Origin of the sequence: Paenibacillus wenxiniae (genome assembly GCF_039822605.1) — a bacterium.
GTDB classification, from domain to species: Bacteria; Bacillota; Bacilli; order Paenibacillales; family Paenibacillaceae; genus Saccharibacillus; species Saccharibacillus wenxiniae.
On record NZ_JBCGUH010000008.1, the window covers coordinates 107,836 to 127,586 of the forward strand.

The window sequence follows — 19,751 nt, forward strand, 5'->3', positions numbered from 1 at the left end:
AGAGCAGCGAATTAGGGTGGTACCACGATAGCTCTCGTCCCTTTGCTACGATCGTAGTATGCGGGTGAGTGCTTTTTTTGTATGAATTTTGCTTCGATGCGTTACTGCGTTCATCCATTAACCAACCATAGTTAATCAAAACCTCGAACAGGGCATATGCGCCCAACACAATGATCTTCCATGCTGTAGACAGACCCGATTTAATATTAACATTTGCTGCTGCGTGTCAGCGCTGGCGACAGCACCAGATGTTCATATAAATTATGCTGCACTTTGCAAGTTACGATGACAACGATACGTACAATGACGAAGGAATGACCATTTTGGAGGAGGAACAATAACATGTTTAAGGTACTGGTATCCGATCCGATTAGCGATCTAGGAATTCAGCAGCTAGTGGAAGCAAACGATATTGAGGTAGATAAAAAGACAGGTCTCAGTGAAGATGAACTTGTTGCGATTATCGGCGATTATGATGCACTGCTCGTCCGCAGTCAAACGACCGTTACCGCTCGTATTATGCAAGCGGCAACGAAGCTGAAAGTTGTTGGCCGCGCAGGCGTCGGTGTTGATAATATTGATCTGGAAGCTGCTACACAGAGCGGCATTATCGTTATTAACGCTCCTGACGGCAATACGATTACAACGTGTGAGCATACATTTGCGATGATGATGGCGCTGGCGCGTCATATTCCACAGGCATATGCGAAAACGATTGGCGGTACATGGGATCGCAAATCATTCCTCGGCGTGGAGCTGCGTAACAAAACACTCGGCGTACTCGGTATGGGTCGCATCGGTAGCGAAGTGGCCAAACGTGCTAAAGCGTTCGGTATGGACATTCTCGGTTATGATCCATTCCTGACGCAAGAACGCGCTGAGAAAATGGGCGTGAAGCTGGCAAGCGTTGATGATATTTTGCAACATGCCGACTTTATGACTGTGCATACTCCACTCACACCGGAAACGAAGCATATGATCTCCACGCCGCAATTTGCCATTATGAAAAAAGGTATGCGGATCGTCAACTGTGCGCGTGGCGGCGTTGTGGATGAGCTGGCGCTGGTCGAAGCGATTGAAGCCGGTATCGTAGCTGGTGCGGCATTTGACGTATTTGAAAGTGAACCGCCACAGGCAGACCACCCTTTCCTGCACAATCCGCACATTATCGTTACCCCTCACCTGGGTGCATCGACTGTCGAAGCACAGGAAAACGTAGCGATTGACGTATCGGAGCAAGTATTGCACATTTTGCGTGATGAGCCATTTAAAAATGCCGTTAACATGCCTCCAGTGGCAGCCAGCGTCATGAACAAGTTGCAGCCATACTTCGGTCTGGGCGAGAAGCTAGGTAGCTTTGCGGCTCAAATTTCCGCGCAGGCGATTCAAGAAATTCGGATCGACTATGCAGGTGAGCTGTCCGAGGTGGATACTCAGCCGCTGACACGTTACATTTTAAAAGGCATCCTGTCCCGTCATCTCGGTTCGGAAGCGAATATCGTGAACTCCCTGCATCTGGCTAAGGTGCGTGATCTGAATGTGATCGTGACGAGCGCTCCCTCCACTCGCGGCTTTACGAATCTGATCACGGTAACATTGACTGCACAGGACGGCAGCACACAGCAAGTAGCCGGCACATTGCTGAGCGGCTATGGCGAACGTATTGTACGTATTAACGACTACTCGGTTGACGTACTGCCAGCCGGTCACCAGATTCTCGTATCGCATACGGATAAACCAGGGATTATCGGTAATGTCGGTTCCCTGCTCGGTCAGAAAAACGTCAACATCGCCTCCATGCAAGTCGGACGTAAAATCGAAGGCGGCGAAGCGATTATGATTCTGACCGTCGATAAAGATGTACCGAAGGATGTACTGGTTGGATTGGTTGAACTGCCAAACCTGAATACTGCTAAGGTTGTTGTACTCGTATAATATAGAGGAGTTCGTATTTTAAAGTTATGGCGGCTCATGCTTGAACCGAGCCATTGAGAGTGTAGTCATAACGATGACAAACTTGCTATCGTTAGCTATAACAAAGCCTGCTATCGTTCAAATCGGAACAAGATGGTATCGTCTCTATCGCACGGGACGAACATCGTTTCAGATTTGTAGCGATAGCAGGCTATTGTTGTATAAACCAGTGAACGATATATATAATAAGCACGTTATGGAAATCCCATATGTAAATGGCATACTTATAGTCCTACCCACACTACATACTAGGAGTTTTAGAACGATGTCGATTGATTTTAATGTATACTGGTTTCATTTCAGCTCGCCTTTACTGGCACCTTTAGTTGCATGTGTAGGCTTGCTCATGCTGTATCTCGCTTTTTATATGCTTAAAAAGCATCGGTATCGTAAAAAACATTGGATACGCACGACAGGTACAGTGATCGATGTAAATTTGGATATCGATGTGGACATTACGCCATTTGATCGTGAAGATCCGGTTGACAGTCGGTATACACGTGAATTAAAGATTGAATTTTATACCGCTTCCGGTCAACGCATTCCATTCTGGAATCCATACAGTACCAGTGTTTCCTTTCAACGTCTCGGCAAGCGGATGGACATTATGTACAATCCTCAGCGTCCACAACAAGCCGTCATTACAAGCGGTGTAAATGGGGCTGGCTTTTATAGCAGGCGGTATTCTGGGCATGATTTTATAAGCATGAACATCTGAACGAAACGGATATCATAGCAAAAAGCCTCTGTCACAAAGTTAGCGTACCTTCCTAAATGTTCATTCATTGACCCATTTGGGTTTGTAATGTCCATTTTAAAAGGGCACTCTAAGCTGTGACAGAGGCTTCTTCATTATATTTTAATTTACATATAATTCACTTTACATCAAACATACGCTTATTCAATACACTTTAACGTTCAAATAGATTAAATAGACTTCCATAGAAGCTCCATCCATCTAGTCAAATCCAGTTCTCAACGAATCGTTATACACGATCGGTATGACGCAGCGGTAGCATTAAAGTAAAGGTTGTACCTTTCCCTACCTCACTATCCGCATGAATCGTACCATGATGCGCTTCGACAATATTGCGCACGATCGCAAGACCGAGTCCGGTACCGCCGGATTCACCGCGTACCCGTGCTTTGTCCGCTTTGTAAAAGCGTTCGAAAATATGCGGCAAGTCTTCCTGTGGAATGCCGGCTCCAGTATCGGTAAACGTAACCTTTACCTGTTCATCCTTCAATACAGCCTGTACAGCCACCTGTCCGCCTGCCGGCGTATGACGAAACGCATTATCAAGCAGATTCGTAAATACCTGCTCCAATCGATCCGTATCTGCTTCAATCAGCAGCGGTGTCGGCTGACAGCCTGCATCCAGCTTTAGCTCGCGTTCCTTCGCTCGCACGGAAAATTTGCGGTACATACGTTCAATTAACTCATTCAGCTTCATTTCGCCAAAACTCATATCCATATGCCCGGCTTCCATCCGCGACAGATCCAGTAGATCCTGCACCAGGCGGCTCATCCGCAGTGATTCTTCATAGATGACCTGTACCAGCTCATCGCTCTCTTCTTTGGAAGAAGCCATGCCATCGAGCAATGCTTCACTGTAGCCTTGAATCATTTGTAGTGGGGTACGAATCTCGTGCGAGGCATTCGCGACGAAGTCACGCAGCATTTTCTCGGTGCGTACTTCTTCGGTCACATTACGCAGTACAGATACGGTGCCATGCACATCGTTAGCCGAATAGAGTGGCGTCATATTGACTGCCCATACCTGCTGTTTCACATGAATGTTGGAGCTTTCTTCCTGTCGCTCACGAATGACACGCTCAAACAGCGGATAAAGCGGCTCTGGTACACGTGATGCTGCTGTCGCATCCGCCCCATCCTCACCCTGTTCTCCATGCTCCCAGCCTGTTTTGTGCCAGCTGTCCATAATCATCTCGCCCAGCGGATTATGCAAAATCATATTGCCCTGCTTATCAAACGTAATGACCGCGTCGCCCATACTGCGCAGTACGCTCGCCATCTGCTCTTTTTCCAGCTGCAAACTTTGAATATTGCGCTCCAGCTCCTCTGCCATATGGTTAAAGGCGCTGGCGAGCTGGCCGATCTCATCACTCGTATGCAGAGCAACACGCGTATCGTATTTTCCTTTACGAATCGCGTCGGTCGCCTGAATGAGCTGCTGCATCGGCTGTGTAATTTTGGTTAGCAAAAACAGAGCAAAAAACGTCGTCATCGTAAAACCGATAATCGACACGTACGTAAATAGCCGTTTGATCGCATCGGAATTGGTAAAATTCGTATCGATATACGGCAGCAAAAATAGACCCAGTGTCAGCAATACACAGGCAACGAGCCCGATAATCGTCAACCATAGCTTACCGACAAGTGTTCTCCAAAAGTCCACGTTACTTCGGTACCTCAAGCTTGTAGCCTACGCCCCAGACGGTAGTAATCATCGCGGCTGACTCGGGAGAAACTTTATTCAATTTTTCACGCAAACGTTTTACGTGGGTGTCAACTGTACGCAAATCGCCGAAAAATTCATAGTTCCATACGTCTTTAAGCAATTCCTCACGCGAAAACACTTTATCCGGTGATGTCGCCAGGAAATGCAGCAGCTCATATTCTTTCGGCGTCAAGCTGATCTCATGTCCACTTGCCGTCACACGGTGTGCATCATGCTCGATGATCAGGTTCGGGAATACGATATTGTTGCTTGAATTGCTGTCCTGGGACAGATAGGCAGTCGCTGACGAACGGCGCATAATCGCCTTCACCCGGTAAATCACTTCACGCGGGCTAAACGGTTTGACGACATAATCGTCCGCACCGACTTCAAAGCCCTGGACGCGGTTGACCTCTTCACCTTTGGCAGTTAGCATCAGTACAGGTGTTGATTTGGACTGACGTAGCCGATTACACACTTCAATGCCATCGATGCCTGGAAGCATCAAGTCAAGCATAATCAGACCGTAGTCATCGGCAAGCGCTTTACGCAGCGCGGTTTCGCCATCTTCAGCCTCTTCGATTTCATAGCCTTCTTTTTCCAAATACATACGCAGCAGACGGCGAATACGCTCTTCGTCATCCACTACGAGAATACGATTCATTGGTTCACTCATGACATGAGGCCTCCTAGCTGTGCGACGAAATATCCGATTGAGATCGGATTGTCTTTAATCAAAATAAACAGGGAAACAGAAGCAGAATGCTGTGCGATCTCCGCTTTAACACGATATGATAATACGCATACGATGGTGCAAGTGTGTGATCCGCATAGCTATGTAGCTGTTCTGTTATAGATTAAACAGGTCGTAAGCCAACTTGAAGGATTGTACCGATACAAGTTGGCTTACCCCATTTATTATTGCTTAATTCCTTTATGCAGCTGATCGATTTCTTCCTTCGTCAGCGGGCGATAAATACCGCGCTTCAAATTGCCGATCAGCAGCTCGCCAAACGAAATACGTTTCAATCTAATAACCTTATGGGATAGCGCATCAAACATACGGCGAATCTGACGGTTTTTACCTTCATAGATCGTTACACGAATCGTAGCTTGTTTCTTATCCGTGTCCACGTCATAATAGTCAGCTTCTGCCGGCTTGGTCATTCCATCTTCCAGCTGAATGCCGCGACGGAATTTCTCCAGCGCATCGCCATGTGGTACGCCTTCAACGGTAACGAGATACGTTTTCGGTACATGGTGTCTCGGATGCGTCAGCTTATTCGCCAGCTCGCCATCATTCGTTAAAATCAGCAATCCTTCAGAGTCATAGTCCAGTCGTCCAACCGGATATACGCGTTCTTTGACGCCTTTTAAATAATCCTGTACTATTTTACGGCCTTCTGGATCGGAAGCACTCGTAATGACACCTTTTGGCTTGTTCAACATATAGTATACTTTTTTCTCGGCTGCAATCGATCTTCCGTTCACTGTGATCTCATCCACTGTCGGATCAGCCTTTGTTCCAAGCTCAGTTACCACTTCACCATTAACGGTTACTTTACCCGCAAGGATTAATTCCTCACTTTTACGGCGTGAAGCAATGCCAGCCTGAGCTAATATTTTTTGCAATCGTTCCATAATAGTTAATTCACCTCACACTAATGATACTCATACGCGCACCAAATCACAAGACAGGATGTAAATTAGCTAGTTTATCGTATGCTATACATTCTTTTTTTCCAAACATAGTAAACAAAAATCCTCGACTACATTAATATAGTCAAGGATTTTACTTTTTGTAGTTTATAACGTTACTTTCTCTAGTAAAAAACTACTTCTGAATGTTGAAGAAAGTCTTCGTGGATCTATATCTTCATACCCTTCCGGATACATCTCTCTCAACCCAGCAATCATTTTATCATTTGCTCGTCTGTATAAATCATCCTTTGTGGACTCAAATTGGTTTTTAGCCAACTCAAAGTTGATATGCGTCAATTGCTTTAGAGTAATGCCAAGATCTTTCAAAAGTAAATCTCCGATAATAGTAGACATGAAATAATTACTATAGGGCAAATGCGGAATTTTTTGAATTAGTGTATTACGTTTTCTTTGACTATCACAATACCTATAAATGAAAACAGCTATGAGCAGTTGAGCCGCATTAAGATCACTAAATATTTCGTGATAAAATTTACCAAACAACTCATTACGCTTATATTTTGCAATATGAGGTTTTTTGTTCCATATTGCAAAAACAGCTTCTGCTGCTACAGAAGATGGAATGGAGTCACCTAGACCACTATCTCTTTTCCTTTTATACGTATAGCCTAATTGCCCAACTGCTATTTCAAGTTGCTGCTGGTATTTCTGATTTGCCCTTAGATCACGCAAATCGACTGGGTTTTGACTATTCGTAGCAAATGTAATATCTGCTAGCATTTCGTCATGTTCTTCTCCTGGCAATTCGTATAATCGTACTAAAATAAAACTTTGAGAAAAATCAATGTCTGGATGATCATTTATAGTTTGTAGAATTGTTTTACTAGTTTGACCACCATTTATAATTTGTAAATCTTTAACATTTATTAATCTATTCTCTTCTGTAAAATTATTGTAATTAAATTGGCTACAAACCATAGTAATACCATTATTAAAAAAATAGAAGTTAGACCTTTTTTCAGATATTAATGTTTGCTGAATATCTGAATTTACGCGGTTTTTGTGAATGCCCAAGTGTCTTCTTATGTTTTTTTCTAACAATCCTTCTCCATGTCTATCTAATAAATCAGCTATTTCTTTAATGTTCATTTTTCCAACAACAACACGTTTGAAATTAAAATCTTCTATAACACTTTTACCTGACAAGTATAGTTTTTCGTTAATTTGATTCTTTCGTTGAAATTGTTTGACAATATCATGATGATTATAATGAATAAACTCGATTTGATCATTTTTCACTTCGTTTATATGTTGATCCCCTTCAGCATTCCATATTAATCCATTATTAAGCATTACACATCTTATATCTGGAATATATCCATCCATAATTAATGCACGAATTTCAGTAACTTTTTGCCGCAAAATCGAATTCATAATCAAGTCTTTTTCTGGATTAAAAATAGCTTTAATCGCGTTCGTTACTCTCATCACACTATTAGATGGAAAATTTGAATCTTTAGTCAAATCAAATGTATACTTTGCTTGGAAAATAACAACAGGAAAACTAACATTATCATTATCTGTGTCGCCAATATAAATAGCATCAATTCCCGCGTCGTTTCCGCCGTCTGTAAGAAGAGATTCAGCTTCTGATGACTCAATAGATAAGTAAGAAGCTGCACCGATAATAATAAAAGCTCTTGATATTTTACGATTCTCATCACGATGATCAAGAAACCAGTCCGGGCAATCTTTAACCATTTTATGAACCCATTGGTCAACAATTTGCTTATTAATATCCATTATATCCTCCTACCTTAACATGCTTTGTGCATATAATGATAATCAAGCAAATTATAAAACACAAGCAGTCTCTATGCTTGTACATTTTATAAGCTCCAAAAAAACAACCTGTAGATCGCTCCCAACTTTAAAGGAGATCTACAGGTCGCGTAATATTAATTTAATTAAGACATTTTAATTAAATGTTATCAAAGCTGAATATAATCCGCCATCGAAGTAACCTTCAATCCTTCAGCGACAGCCGGTATGAAATTTGCAGCTGCTACGCCATGCTGTGGCTGCTGTGCATCCCTACGTGGTATAGCGGCAAGATGATTAAAGTAAACGGTATACGTTTGTCCTGGCAGCAAGTCAAAATAGTTATCGCTAAATTCACCTGTATTGTCAGCAGACAGCCAGACTTGACGTGCAAGCTTATCCGTCGTGAGCTGGATGGCGCTAACTCCGTTCTCCGTCGTTTCGGTTACGGTAATGTTCGGCTGACTCAGCGCAACTTCTTTTGCCGGAACAAAGTAATTCAGCTTGCTATCTACGATCTTGCCCTCGTGCTCCAGCTCTACTAATAATACCGCCTGATGCGGATCAACACCGTCTAACAAATGCACTTTGGACAGGGACATCTGTTTCACACAATCATTGCCAGCCAGATGGAACGACTGCGGAATTTCTTTGTACAATCCACCATCCAAACCGAGCACCTTTACCCGCAGCGTCAATGCAGCTGGCGACAACACATCGGAGATCGTATAAATATGGAAGTTCTCCCCATCTGTCCCATCGACTGAAACGGCAAGATCACGGAAGCTGCGTTTTGCATAGTAGTGTAACGCTTTCCAGCGACCGTAATAATCCATGCCCGCCCATGAAGCGACCGGCCAGCAATCGTTCATTTGCCAGTATAACGTACCCATGCAATACGGCTTATTGCGACGATGTGCTTCAATCGCCATTTGCATCGCTTCAGCTTGCAGCACCTGGCTCATATACAGGAAGGACGGGAAGTCCTTAGGCTGTGGCAAATATTTATCCATATATTCTTTGATCAGACGGTTACCGGCACCATTTTTCTGGTGACGCAGCATCACTTCGGATTCAAGTTCCAGATCCGATTCCTCCGCATACGTAAGCACAGAGCGGTATTCCGGGAACGATTGGAAACCATATTCACTCATAAAGCGACCGACATACGAGTTATAATTTTCAAACGGCTCACTTCCGTGCCATACGCCCCAGTAGTGAATATCTCCGGTATCAGTCAATGAACGGGTATGCTGACTTTCATCTCCGGTCAGATCAACAAGCGGTGATGAAGGCCAGTATTCTGCACCTGGTGCTTCTGCTTCCACGACTTCAGGCAATAGCTCATGGAAAATGGCTTCGTAATCCGCCCAGATTTTATTGCGCTGCTCCTCGGTATAATCCTTTTTCCAGCCCCAGCCGCCATTTTCGATATAATGCGCCCAGGCGGAGTCGATTTCGTTATTGCCACACCAGAGCACGATCGACGGATGATTGCGCAGACGGCGAATATTGTCTTCTGCCTCTGCCTGTACGCTATCCAGAAAGGCTTCATCGCCCGGATACATACTGCATGCAAACATAAAGTCCTGCCATACGAGAATACCGTACTCATCGCATAGTTCATAAAAGTCATCATTTTCATAAATACCGCCGCCCCATACACGCAGCATATTCATATTGGCATCGGCTGCCGACACGATTTCATGCAAATAACGTTCACGGGTTACGCGCGTCAAAAAGCTGTCATTCGGAATATGATTAGCCCCTTTAGCAAATACAGGTACACCGTTCAGTTCAAAATAAAACGACGTGCCCGGCATATCCTCATGTTGCTCCCGTACTAATCGCACCGAGCGCAGTCCAGTACGTACTTCCTGACGAGCGAGCGGCTGATGGCTCGCTTCATCTAGTACTTCCGTTGTAAACGTATACAGATTTGCTTCGCCCAGACCACGTGACCACCATAAACGAGGCTGTTCTACCGTAAGTGACAGCTCGATCACGTCTGTCCCTTCCTGTAGTGTCACTTTGCGCTCCCAGTTTTCGCCATCCGTTTGAATATGGATATTCGCTTCGCGTTCACGCTCCGAGTACACCTGGACGATAGCGGTCAGCTCTGCCGCTTCGGACGTAATCTGATCCTGACGGATAAATACGCTTTCGATCCGTACTTCCGACCATGCTACCAGCTCTGCTTCACGCCAGATTCCGCTTGTTACAAAACGTGGACCCCAGTCCCAGCCATAATGATATGGCGCTTTACGAGCAAAAATACTGACTCGCTTATCTCCCAGCTCGCCCACATCGGATTGGTCATTGCTTGCTGGCAACGGATAACCAAGCGCTTCCAGCTTCGGCAAATCCTCCTGAATCGGCGACCGAAATACGATGCGAAGTGTGTTCTCACCTGCTTTCGCATACGCTTTCACATCTGCGCGCCATGTACGAAACATATTGTCTGCCGACAACACCAGTTGATCATTTAAATATACATCCGCATACGTATCCAGTCCGTGAAATACGAGTTCCACATGGGTATGGCGAAGTGTCGCAGATTCAATGGTAACCGTCGATATGTACTCCCAATCTTTCTTATCAATCCATTGTACATCCTTCTCGTTCGTACCATAAAATGGATCAGGAATTTTGCCAAGTGCAAGCAGGTCGGTATGCACGGTACCCGGTACAGTTGCTTGTAACCACTCATTGTCATCAGTTGCTTTAAAACTCCAGTTTGTTAAGGCTTGTCGGTGAGGCGTCAATTGCAAATCGGTCATGGTGAGATCATCCTTTCCAATTGGCTAAACTGTTATGCATACACCTTACTACGACTGTACGCAAGAAGCAAATGAGGGTTGACAAATAATAGCTCCCCACGTAAAGTTTGATTATTGCATATGATAATGATTATCAATTTCAACAAAGAAAAAGGGGATTATAGCATGAGAAAATGGTTTTTGCCTTTAATGGTTGTACTCGTATTGATGCTCGCAGCATGTGGCAATGCACAGAGCACGGCAACAAAAGGAACGGACACGAACGGTTCAGGCAGTCAGTCTGGTGAAGCGACAACGACTGAAGCCTCAACGATTACATATCAATCGGAAAATGGTCCTGTTGAAGTGCCTGCCAACCCACAACGTGTCGTTGTGCTGGACGGCTCTGCCGGTACACTCGCTAAGCTGGGCGTACCGATCGTAGGTGCAGACACATGGACAATGTCCAATCCGAATATGAAACCTTATCTTGGCAACGCCAAAGAAGTGTCGGCTGACAATCTGGAGCAAATTATTGAACTGAAACCAGATCTGATCATTACCAGCAGCACGACTAAAAATATCGACAAACTGAAACAACTCGCTCCACTCGTTTCGTTTACGTACAACAAAGTCGACTATCTGACACAGATTGAGGAAACGGCTAAAGTGGTGAACAAAGCGGAAGAAGGCGCAGCATGGGTGAAAGATTTCAAGGAGCGTGCGGCTAAAGCAGGCGAAGAGATTAAAGCGAAAATCGGCGCTGATTCCACCGTATCTGTATTTGAAGTGTATGGTAAAGAAATGTACACTTTCGGCGATGCATGGGGACGGGGTACGGAAATTCTTTATCAGGCAATGGGTCTGAACATGCCGGAAAAAGTAAAAGAAATGACGAAGAAAGAAGGGTACTATACCCTATCTGCTGAAGTGTTGCCGGATTATATGGGTGATTATGTATTTTTCAGTAAATATCCAGATTCAGATACGTCATTCGAAAGCACGGATACATTTAAAAACATTCCAGCTGTAAAAAATAACCATCTGTATGAAGTCGATGGACGCGGGTTTACATTTAATGATGCAACGACGCTGGACTTCCAGCTGGATCTGATCAAAAAAGACCTGCTCGGTCAATCCTGATCATACACACATTCAACTGCACAATGCTATACACCAAAAGGAACGCGATGCGTTCCTTTTTCCAAATTCAGTGAAGGAACTGATTGATGAATGAAAACTCCTCCGTTTCATAAACGCATGCGTTATTTTCCATTGCAGCTTGTGCTCAGTCTGGTATTGTTTGTCGTTGTGTTTGTAGTGGCGATTCTGCTCGGTGCCAAAAGCATTTCACTTGCCGACATTCGCGATGCGATCTTTAGTCCGCATTTGAGTGGCGGCGATATTTCAATTATTCGTGAAATTCGATTACCACGTGAAGTAGCTGGTGTACTCGTTGGTGCAGCGCTGGCGGTAGCGGGTGCGATTATGCAAGGATTAACACGCAATCCACTTGCTGATCCAGGTCTGCTCGGCTTAACCGCTGGAGCCAGTGCAGCACTCGCATTCGTATTCGCGATCTTTCCAGCAGCAGGCTATATCGGTACGATGATTGCTTGCTTTATCGGTGCAGCGATTGGTGTGATGCTCGTATTCGGCATTGCGGCGCTGCGCAAACGTAATATGTCACCACTGCGAATGGTGCTGGCAGGTGCTGCGGTATCCGCATTATTAAGCGCCATTGCCGATGGCATCAGCCTCAAATTTAAAGTGGCCAAAAGTGTATCGATGTGGACATCCGGCGGTCTGGCAGGTACAACATGGGCGCAAGTTCAAGCACTCACACCCATCATCGTGATTTGTCTGATCATCTCCATTATGCTGTCCAGACAGCTTACGATTTTGAGCCTGAGTGAAAGCACGGCTGTCGGTTTAGGTCTGAAAACGATGCCGATCAAAATCGCGTTGTTCGTGCTCATTACCTTGCTCGCTGGATCAGGCGTTGCACTCGTAGGTAATCTGGCTTTTATCGGTCTGATGGTGCCACATATTGTGCGTATGTTCGCCGGAACCGATTATCGAACGATTTTACCGTTATCCGCGATTATTGGGGCTGCCTTTATGGTGTTTGCCGATATGCTTGCTCGCACGATTCATGCTCCATTTGAGACACCGGTTGCTGCCATCCTTTCGATTATGGGCTTACCGTTCTTCCTGCTCATCGTCCGTAAAGGAGTGCAAAGCTTATGATCAAAGCCGTGCAAACGTTTCGTCGGCAGCAACTGGTGATGTTCATACTGATACTACTCACTATCGTCACAGTGGTGGTATCACTCGGTCTTGGCTCTTCATCGGTATCATTCGATCGTATCATTCCAACATTACTCGGACAGGGTAGCTTTATGGATCAATTCGTAATCTTCTCCATCCGTCTCCCACGCATGCTGATCACATTGCTGGCAGGCATGGCACTCGCGTTATCAGGCGCCGTGTTACAGGGCATTACACGCAATGAACTTGCCGATCCCGGCATCATCGGTATTAATGCAGGCGCCGGCGTTGGCATTACTGTCTTCTTCCTATTCGCTCCGTTGGAAGTCGGCAACTTTGCTTATATGATTCCAATCGTTGCGTTTCTATCTGCACTGGTCACGGCGATCATTATTTACTTTTTCTCCTATAGCCGCGCCGAAGGCTTGCAGCCTATGAAGCTGATTATTACCGGCGTAGGCTTCTCGCTCGCCCTATCCGGTGTGATGGTCGTACTGATCGCCTCGGTCGACCAGGTCAAAGTCGATTTTATCGCCCGCTGGCTTGCCGGTAATGTATGGGGAACCGATTGGCCTTTTGTTCTATCTTTATTGCCGTGGCTAATCTTACTGATCCCATTCGTCCTCTACAAATGCCGCTCCCTCAACCTGCTCGCACTTAATGAGGAGACCGCAGTAGGTGCCGGCGTTCCGATTCAACGTGACCGTCTACTACTCATGCTAGCCGCTGTAGCCCTTGCTGCTTCGGCCGTATCCGTAACCGGCGGTATTGCCTTTGTGGGGCTAATGGCTCCACATATCGCACGCGCACTTGTTGGTCCGAAGCACCAACTATTTGTCCCTGTATCCATACTGATCGGTGGCTGGCTCCTACTGCTTGCCGATACGATCGGTCGCAATCTGACCGAACCGGACGGCTTGCCTGCGGGGGTTGTGGTTGCTTTTATCGGTGCACCGTACTTTTTGTATTTGCTACTGAAAAAGTAGTAGAGGCGGATTCGATTGTAGTTTGAAGTCTATATTTTGGAGCTTGTATTTTGGGGACTTCACCCTTTGGTTTATTTTATTTAGGAATTGTCTGAAAACTGCAACAGGATACAAGCCTTATGGAACCGCCCCTTCCAATCCAAGTCTAACAGCTTCATTTACCATCAATTTAAGCTAACATTCCAACACCAGGGCTTTGTCTAAAGCATCATCATAGACAAAGCCTTTTTGCTGCATCCCTCCCATTAGCACGATCAAATAGCACGATCAAAGATAAGCCTCTCACTACGCTCCACCGCTCCCCTTCAAACTATTCGCAAAAATGGACAAGCCGAGTACAATCCCTTTTGCTACAATAACGTTACCGATCGGGAGGGAACCAATCTATGAATTATATGGAGTGCATTCAGTCGACAATTGACTATATCGAACAGCATCTTAAAGAGCCGCTGCGAGCAGAAGAACTTGCTGGGCTGGCAGGGTTCTCGCTGTACCATTTTTATAAAGTGTTTCAGTCACAGACCGGACTGCCCGTAATGGACTATATTCGCCGCAGACGGTTAGCGTATGCCGCTGCCGACATGGCAAGCACACGTACACTGCTCGATATCGCACTGGATTATGGCTTTGAAACGCATGCTGGCTTTACTAAAGCATTTCGTAAAACATACGGTTTGTCTCCAGAGCAATATCGTATGCATGCTACCGGCTATGTTCCCGAAAAGGTAGATCTTGCGAAGCTCGCCAACTACCAACTCATCGGAGGAATGATGATGCGACCAACCTTTGTAATCAAACCGGAATTCAAGCTGGCAGGCTATGCCATCGAAACACGGGTGAACGGTGACAATATGACCGATATTCCTGCCTTCTGGCAGCGTTATACGGAGGAAAATGGGGAGCATATGCTACACGAAGTGCTCCAGCCTGTAAGTCATACCGAATATGGCGCCTGCATTATGAATGACCCGCACGCCGAGCACTTCCGCTATGTGATCGGCGTTGAAGTAGAGGGTTTTGAACATGTACCGGACGGACTGTTTACAACAGTCATTCCTGCATCCACCTATGCCGTGTTCACCACCCCTCCTGCCAATCGTGCTGACGGTGGCTTTAGACGTGCCATTCAGGGCACAACAAGTTATATTTTTAATGAGTGGTTTCCAAGTTCAGGTTATGCGTATGCCAGTGGCGGCGTGGACTTTGAGGTGTATGATCAGCGTTGTTACGGGGACGAGAATCTGGTGATGGACATTTATATTCCGGTGGAGAAAAAGGAGTACGCGGAAGCTGGCAACGGGCACATGTAATTAGTGTAGATGTAATTTTCACTTTAATAGAGCAAAACGAATAGGGCTTGAAATGTACGGCTGGCTCTTTAGCTTTCTGTACGAGACAAGATTCCATTCAAATTATTGCTTTCTGACTCGGTCGAAGTTTATCGCATGCACTTATATAAATTTGTACTACTCCAAGTCATCGCTCAGCGCTAACGTGCGCATGACGGGTGTGAACGGTGAGGGTGAGGACAGCCTATACTAGTGTTTGCGTTATGATACAAATGAGAGCGCTCGAAACACCCTGATGGCGTTAATCATCGCGAACTCCAACATCCCAATTCATTATTTGGCTCATCTTGTACATGGCTTTGGTCATCTGGCAAGTTGCTTTCATCGTCTCGTATTTATACATGCAACGTAACACACAAAAACAGGTCCTTCACGCTAACGTGAACGGACCTGTTTTCGGTTAGCATGATGCGAATCGACCACAGATCACTCTGTTTCGATCTCCCATCTTCTGCAATGGTGATCATTACTATCTACCTGCCAAAGCAGCCTAGTTACTCCAATAACTCAAAACGAATGACGATCATGGGATTCATCTTTTGCAGACGATTGATGTTGAGACGGTTGCTCCTGATTCGATGCGTCCTCTTCGTCGCTATGACCATCATGATGTGCAGCTTCACGAAGCGACTCCGGCAGTTCCACATCCTGTACGCCAGCTGCTTCTGCTGCTTCGATTAATTCCTCACCTAGCTCCGCCAGCTCAGGAAGATCCTCCCCATACGTCTGTTCCTCCAACCGGTTGAACAGAAGCTGGGTTTCCTCCTCCAGGTCACCTTCGGTCTCGAACTGTGACGCATCCGGTAACTCACGCAAACCACTCAAGCCAAAATAATTTAAAAACGACTTTGTCGTACCGTACAAAATCGGACGTCCGATCGCTTCGGCACGACCAACTTCCTGAATCAGATCCTTGTTCACGAGTGTATAGATGGCACGATCCGTTTTAACACCGCGAATCTCTTCAATCTCGACCCGCGTAATCGGCTGGCGATACGCGATAATTGATAATGTCTCCAATGCTGCCTGAGACAAGGAGGAGCGGCTTGGCGAGTCTGCCAGCCGCTTATAGTAGACTGCATGCGCAGGCAGGGTCGATAGCTGATAACAGCCTGCGATATGGACGATCTGGATGCCGCGGCGCGCCTTTTTCAAATCGGCCTGTAGCTCGTCGATCGCAATCTGCACCACATCGACAGGCTGCTCGGTCACCTCGGCAATCTGTCGTACATTCAGTCCTTCCTCACCTGCGAGAAATAACATGCCTTCAATAACTGCTTTCAACTTCTGGGACTTCATTAAGGCTTACTTCTCCTCTCCACTCCATCACAATGTCGTCAAACAGACGACTCTGGTAGCAGCAAATCTGCCGCATTTTCATCATTTCAAGTACCGCCAGAAAAGTCACTACGATCTCCTGACGAACGACTTCACTTTCCAGTAGTTTGGAAAAGAGCAATTGCTCGCCCCGCTCCAATCTCTGGAAGTGATCCACCACCTGCCGAATACGATCTTTTACCGAAATCTCATCACGCTGTATCCGGGTCACACGCACACGCCTTGTCGCCCGGCGAAGCGCCTTCTGGAAGGCTTCCACCAGATCCATCGTATGTAAGCCTTCGACCGGATTGTAGTTGACACGAGCGACAAAGGGAGTCATATCTTCCGGTTCCTTTGTAAAAATCAGGCTCCGTTCCTCTTCGCGCTCACGCAAATGACCGGCGATGCCTTTATACTTCCGGTATTCTTCCAGCTTGCGCACCAGCTCGGCGCGTGGGTCCATATCGTCATCTTCAATATAATCAAAATCGTCGATCTCCATCACCGGCGGTTTGGGCAGCAGCATTTTGCTCTTAATCGAGAGCAGTGTCGCCGCCATCACGAGAAACTCACTGGTCACTTCAAGCTCAAGTTCCTTCATACTATGAAGATAATCCAGATACTGTTCCGTGATTTCACTAATCGGGATGTTCTGGATATCAATTTCCGATTCGTCAATTAAGTGAAGCAGCAGATCGAGCGGCCCTTCGAACGTAGCGAGTTTGTATAGTACAGTCACAGGCACACTCCCTTAATTTCATATGCGTTCATACGATGCTCATCTAACCATACACAGTGTAAGCACATATAGCGTATCATACCAACCTTATTTTATCCTTAATGTGAAGGCATGACTATACCTATTCAGCAAAAAGAGGCCCAATCCTTTTTGGATGGCCTCTTTTTGTGAACTTTGATATGAATGCTACACCAATTAGTTCTTGAATTGACTGGACAGATTGGCCATTTCGATAGCGGCATTTGCCGCATCCCAGCCTTTGTTCCCTGCCTTCGTACCGGCACGCTCGATCGCTTGCTCAATATTTTCAGTCGTCACAATCCCGAAGATCACCGGTACACCGGTTTTCAGATTGATCGCCGCTACACCTTTAGCTACTTCATTACACACATAGTCATAATGCGTTGTGGAACCACGAATAACGGTACCGAGTGTAATGACCGCATCATATTTTCCAGACTCTGCCATTTTTTGCGCGATTAACGGAATTTCAAATACGCCTGGCACCCAGGCAACATCGATATCATCCTGTGCTGTACCATGACGTTGCAATGCATCCAGTGCGCCGCTTAGCAGCTTGTTCGTAATGAACTCATTAAAACGGCCAACAACGATACCAAATTTTAACCCCTGAGAAACTAAATGTCCTTCGAAAATGTTCGCCATGATTGGATTCCTCGCTTTAGTTAGTATAGTGGGTAAATTGTATATGCTATGCATTTCGGCTTCGAGATCGTAGAACATGACCGACGATCAAGTCGGACGACCGAATCGCCACAATCCACTGATCCACCCATAAATGATCAAGCTATAGATGATCAAAGTAGAAATGTGGAATTACACCATAAGTCACATCGTAAGTTCGAAGACCGAAATGCCTTTTTACCTGAGATTAATTAATGGAACTTAATTACCGGGATTTATTCGCTGAATTTATTTACTCAATTTATTTAATGAACTTATTCACTGAACTTATTCATTAAAGCTTGATGGTCTAGGCTTGCTTCCCCAAAGTGGATGACCTAAACTTATTTACTATGCAATTCACTCTTGTGATTTTGCAAATAATGAATTAGCTCCTGAATGCTAATCAGCTTGAGATCATGCTTGCGCGCCAGTGTACGTAGTTGATCCAGTCGTGCCATCGTACCGTCCTCATTCATAATTTCGCAGATGACACCGGCAGGATAAGCACCACTCAGACGTGCCAGATCAATCGCTGCTTCGGTATGACCAGGTCTTGCCAGCACACCGCCCGGATTGGCGATAAGCGGAAACATATGACCTGGACGGCGAAAATGTTCTGATCCTGCTTCGGGCTTCGTAATCGCCATCGCTGTCAACGAGCGTTCATACGCTGAAATGCCAGTTGTCGTATCCACATGATCAATCGAAACGGTAAATGCTGTACCGTGGTAATCGGTATTTTGCTGTACCATCGGCTCCAGCTTCAGCTCTTGCGCTCGCTCGGCTGTAATTGGCAAGCAGACCAGTCCACGTCCTTCTGTGACCATAAAATTAATAATCGCTGGTGTCGCATGATCTGCCAGCGCGATAAAGTCGCCTTCATTTTCTCGATCTTCATCATCGACGACAATAACAACCTTCCCTTGCTGCAAATCGTGCACAGCATCCTCAATCCGGTTCAGACCGGTAAGTTCCTCATTCATGCGCTCCGCCTCCTTCTATCTGTCAGGATGCTATTCTAGTTGTACATGTATCGATATACTTAGTTTACATATACCCGTTTTGCTGTAAAAAGTTTGCCGTTACGCCACCACCACGCGCATCATGTGCATCATTCGGTGTGGACTGGCGATAATTCATCATATGCTCGATATATTTCCCCAGCACATCGCATTCGATATTGACCGTATCGCCTGGCTTACGATGCGCAAGCACCGTTTCCTTAAGCGTATGCGGAATGATGGAGATCGTGAAGCTGCCGCTATCGACAGCAACGACCGTCAGGCTAATGCCATCTACCGCGATTGAACCTTTCGGAATAATATAGCGAAACAGATCGGCATGCTGCGGTTTAATGCGGAAAATGACCGCATTCTGGTTACTCTCAATCCCTTCAATCGTCGCCACACCATCCACATGTCCTTGCACGATATGACCGCCAAAGCGCCCATTCGCTGCCATCGCACGCTCCAGATTGATTGGGCTGCCTGTACGCAGATCCTTGAGGCTGGACAGACGATACGTTTCTGGCATCACATCCACGGTAAAGAGGGGGCCGGATATCGTCGTTACGGTGAGACAGACACCGTTACAAGCTACGCTGTCGCCGAGTGCCAGTCCGTGCATAATATGGGAAGCTTGAATGCCAAGCACCATCGCTTCGCCGCGACGATCTATTTTTTTCAATGTACCGATTTCTTCGATTAATCCGGTGAACATAG

14 protein-coding genes, 2 pseudogenes and 1 other annotated feature (1 of these 17 running past the window's edge) are annotated in these 19,751 nt (G+C 45.8%); of the genes and pseudogenes, 6 read left to right on the top strand and 10 right to left on the bottom strand.

Annotation, left to right across the window (positions count from 1 at the left end):
* Positions 1-45, top strand: a binding site (T-box leader); it begins 191 nt to the left of the window's first position.
* Positions 46-342: 297 nt separating this feature from the next.
* On the top strand, positions 343-1,935 hold the full coding sequence (gene serA, locus AAHF22_RS15645) for a phosphoglycerate dehydrogenase (protein ID WP_347325961.1): 1,593 nt from the start codon (positions 343-345) through the stop codon (positions 1,933-1,935).
* A 304-nt stretch (positions 1,936-2,239) separates the two neighbouring features.
* Positions 2,240-2,692 (top strand): DUF3592 domain-containing protein, encoded by a 453-nt coding sequence (locus AAHF22_RS15650; RefSeq protein WP_347325962.1) that lies wholly within the window; start codon positions 2,240-2,242, stop codon positions 2,690-2,692.
* Positions 2,693-2,960: 268 nt separating this feature from the next.
* Here AAHF22_RS15650 and AAHF22_RS15655 read toward each other — a convergent pair whose 3' ends face one another.
* The 5 genes from AAHF22_RS15655 to AAHF22_RS15675 all read right to left on the bottom strand — a co-directional run bounded on the left by AAHF22_RS15655 (position 2,961) and on the right by AAHF22_RS15675 (position 10,699).
* Positions 2,961-4,394, bottom strand: a complete 1,434-nt coding sequence (locus tag AAHF22_RS15655) for a HAMP domain-containing sensor histidine kinase (RefSeq protein WP_347325963.1) — start codon at positions 4,392-4,394, stop codon at positions 2,961-2,963.
* Position 4,395: 1 nt separating this feature from the next.
* Positions 4,396-5,112, bottom strand: a complete 717-nt coding sequence (locus tag AAHF22_RS15660) for a response regulator transcription factor (protein ID WP_347325964.1) — start codon at positions 5,110-5,112, stop codon at positions 4,396-4,398.
* A gap of 242 nt (positions 5,113-5,354) precedes the next feature.
* Positions 5,355-6,077, bottom strand: a complete 723-nt coding sequence (locus AAHF22_RS15665) for a pseudouridine synthase (protein ID WP_347325965.1) — start codon at positions 6,075-6,077, stop codon at positions 5,355-5,357.
* 165 nt (positions 6,078-6,242) lie between these two features.
* On the bottom strand, positions 6,243-7,901 hold the full coding sequence (locus AAHF22_RS15670) for an AIPR family protein (RefSeq protein WP_347325966.1): 1,659 nt from the start codon (positions 7,899-7,901) through the stop codon (positions 6,243-6,245).
* A gap of 188 nt (positions 7,902-8,089) precedes the next feature.
* A complete protein-coding gene (locus tag AAHF22_RS15675; protein ID WP_347325967.1) occupies positions 8,090-10,699 on the bottom strand; it encodes a beta-mannosidase in 2,610 nt (869 codons plus the stop codon).
* 165 nt (positions 10,700-10,864) lie between these two features.
* On the opposite strand from AAHF22_RS15675, the gene AAHF22_RS15680 reads away from it, so the two are divergent.
* From AAHF22_RS15680 to AAHF22_RS15695, 4 genes are all read left to right on the top strand, one after another.
* Positions 10,865-11,821: an iron-hydroxamate ABC transporter substrate-binding protein gene (locus AAHF22_RS15680; RefSeq protein ID WP_347325968.1), complete on the top strand. Its 957-nt coding sequence runs from the start codon at positions 10,865-10,867 to the stop codon at positions 11,819-11,821.
* A 90-nt stretch (positions 11,822-11,911) separates the two neighbouring features.
* On the top strand, positions 11,912-12,928 hold the full coding sequence (locus tag AAHF22_RS15685) for a FecCD family ABC transporter permease (RefSeq protein ID WP_347325969.1): 1,017 nt from the start codon (positions 11,912-11,914) through the stop codon (positions 12,926-12,928).
* On the top strand, positions 12,925-13,935 hold the full coding sequence (locus AAHF22_RS15690; protein WP_347325970.1) for a FecCD family ABC transporter permease: 1,011 nt from the start codon (positions 12,925-12,927) through the stop codon (positions 13,933-13,935). Before AAHF22_RS15685 ends, AAHF22_RS15690 begins: the two co-directional genes overlap by 4 nt.
* A gap of 386 nt (positions 13,936-14,321) precedes the next feature.
* Positions 14,322-15,245 (top strand): AraC family transcriptional regulator, encoded by a 924-nt coding sequence (locus AAHF22_RS15695; RefSeq protein ID WP_347325971.1) that lies wholly within the window; start codon positions 14,322-14,324, stop codon positions 15,243-15,245.
* Between the two features lie 741 nt (positions 15,246-15,986).
* Here AAHF22_RS15695 and scpB read toward each other — a convergent pair.
* The 5 genes and pseudogenes from scpB to ribE form a co-directional block, all read right to left on the bottom strand.
* Positions 15,987-16,583, bottom strand: a pseudogene (scpB, locus tag AAHF22_RS15700) (SMC-Scp complex subunit ScpB); the annotation flags it as partial.
* Positions 16,552-17,343: a segregation and condensation protein A gene (locus AAHF22_RS15705; protein WP_347325972.1), complete on the bottom strand. Its 792-nt coding sequence runs from the start codon at positions 17,341-17,343 to the stop codon at positions 16,552-16,554. The pseudogene scpB and the gene AAHF22_RS15705, both read right to left, overlap by 32 nt.
* A gap of 195 nt (positions 17,344-17,538) precedes the next feature.
* Positions 17,539-18,009 carry a 6,7-dimethyl-8-ribityllumazine synthase gene (ribH, locus tag AAHF22_RS15710; RefSeq protein WP_347325973.1) on the bottom strand — a complete coding sequence of 157 codons (471 nt, stop codon included), beginning with the start codon at positions 18,007-18,009 and terminating at the stop codon, positions 17,539-17,541.
* Positions 18,010-18,383: 374 nt separating this feature from the next.
* A pseudogene (gene ribB / locus AAHF22_RS15715) lies at positions 18,384-19,013 on the bottom strand (3,4-dihydroxy-2-butanone-4-phosphate synthase); the annotation flags it as partial.
* Between the two features lie 64 nt (positions 19,014-19,077).
* On the bottom strand, positions 19,078-19,749 hold the full coding sequence (gene ribE / locus AAHF22_RS15720) for a riboflavin synthase (RefSeq protein ID WP_347325974.1): 672 nt from the start codon (positions 19,747-19,749) through the stop codon (positions 19,078-19,080).
* Positions 19,750-19,751 lie beyond the last annotated feature (2 nt).

What these genes read in the sequence shown, in the direction of transcription:
- ribE (WP_347325974.1), bottom strand. Translation starts at nt 19,749, where the DNA reads ATGTTCACCGGATTAATCGAAGAAATCGGTACATTGAAAAAAATAGAT.
- AAHF22_RS15660 (WP_347325964.1), bottom strand. Translation starts at nt 5,112, where the DNA reads ATGAGTGAACCAATGAATCGTATTCTCGTAGTGGATGACGAAGAGCGT.
- AAHF22_RS15675 (WP_347325967.1), bottom strand. Translation starts at nt 10,699, where the DNA reads ATGACCGATTTGCAATTGACGCCTCACCGACAAGCCTTAACAAACTGG.
- AAHF22_RS15685 (WP_347325969.1), top strand. Translation starts at nt 11,912, where the DNA reads ATGAAAACTCCTCCGTTTCATAAACGCATGCGTTATTTTCCATTGCAG.
- AAHF22_RS15665 (WP_347325965.1), bottom strand. Translation starts at nt 6,077, where the DNA reads ATGGAACGATTGCAAAAAATATTAGCTCAGGCTGGCATTGCTTCACGC.
- serA (WP_347325961.1), top strand. Translation starts at nt 343, where the DNA reads ATGTTTAAGGTACTGGTATCCGATCCGATTAGCGATCTAGGAATTCAG.
- AAHF22_RS15690 (WP_347325970.1), top strand. Translation starts at nt 12,925, where the DNA reads ATGATCAAAGCCGTGCAAACGTTTCGTCGGCAGCAACTGGTGATGTTC.
- AAHF22_RS15680 (WP_347325968.1), top strand. Translation starts at nt 10,865, where the DNA reads ATGAGAAAATGGTTTTTGCCTTTAATGGTTGTACTCGTATTGATGCTC.
- AAHF22_RS15695 (WP_347325971.1), top strand. Translation starts at nt 14,322, where the DNA reads ATGAATTATATGGAGTGCATTCAGTCGACAATTGACTATATCGAACAG.
- AAHF22_RS15650 (WP_347325962.1), top strand. Translation starts at nt 2,240, where the DNA reads ATGTCGATTGATTTTAATGTATACTGGTTTCATTTCAGCTCGCCTTTA.
- ribH (WP_347325973.1), bottom strand. Translation starts at nt 18,009, where the DNA reads ATGGCGAACATTTTCGAAGGACATTTAGTTTCTCAGGGGTTAAAATTT.
- AAHF22_RS15670 (WP_347325966.1), bottom strand. Translation starts at nt 7,901, where the DNA reads ATGGATATTAATAAGCAAATTGTTGACCAATGGGTTCATAAAATGGTT.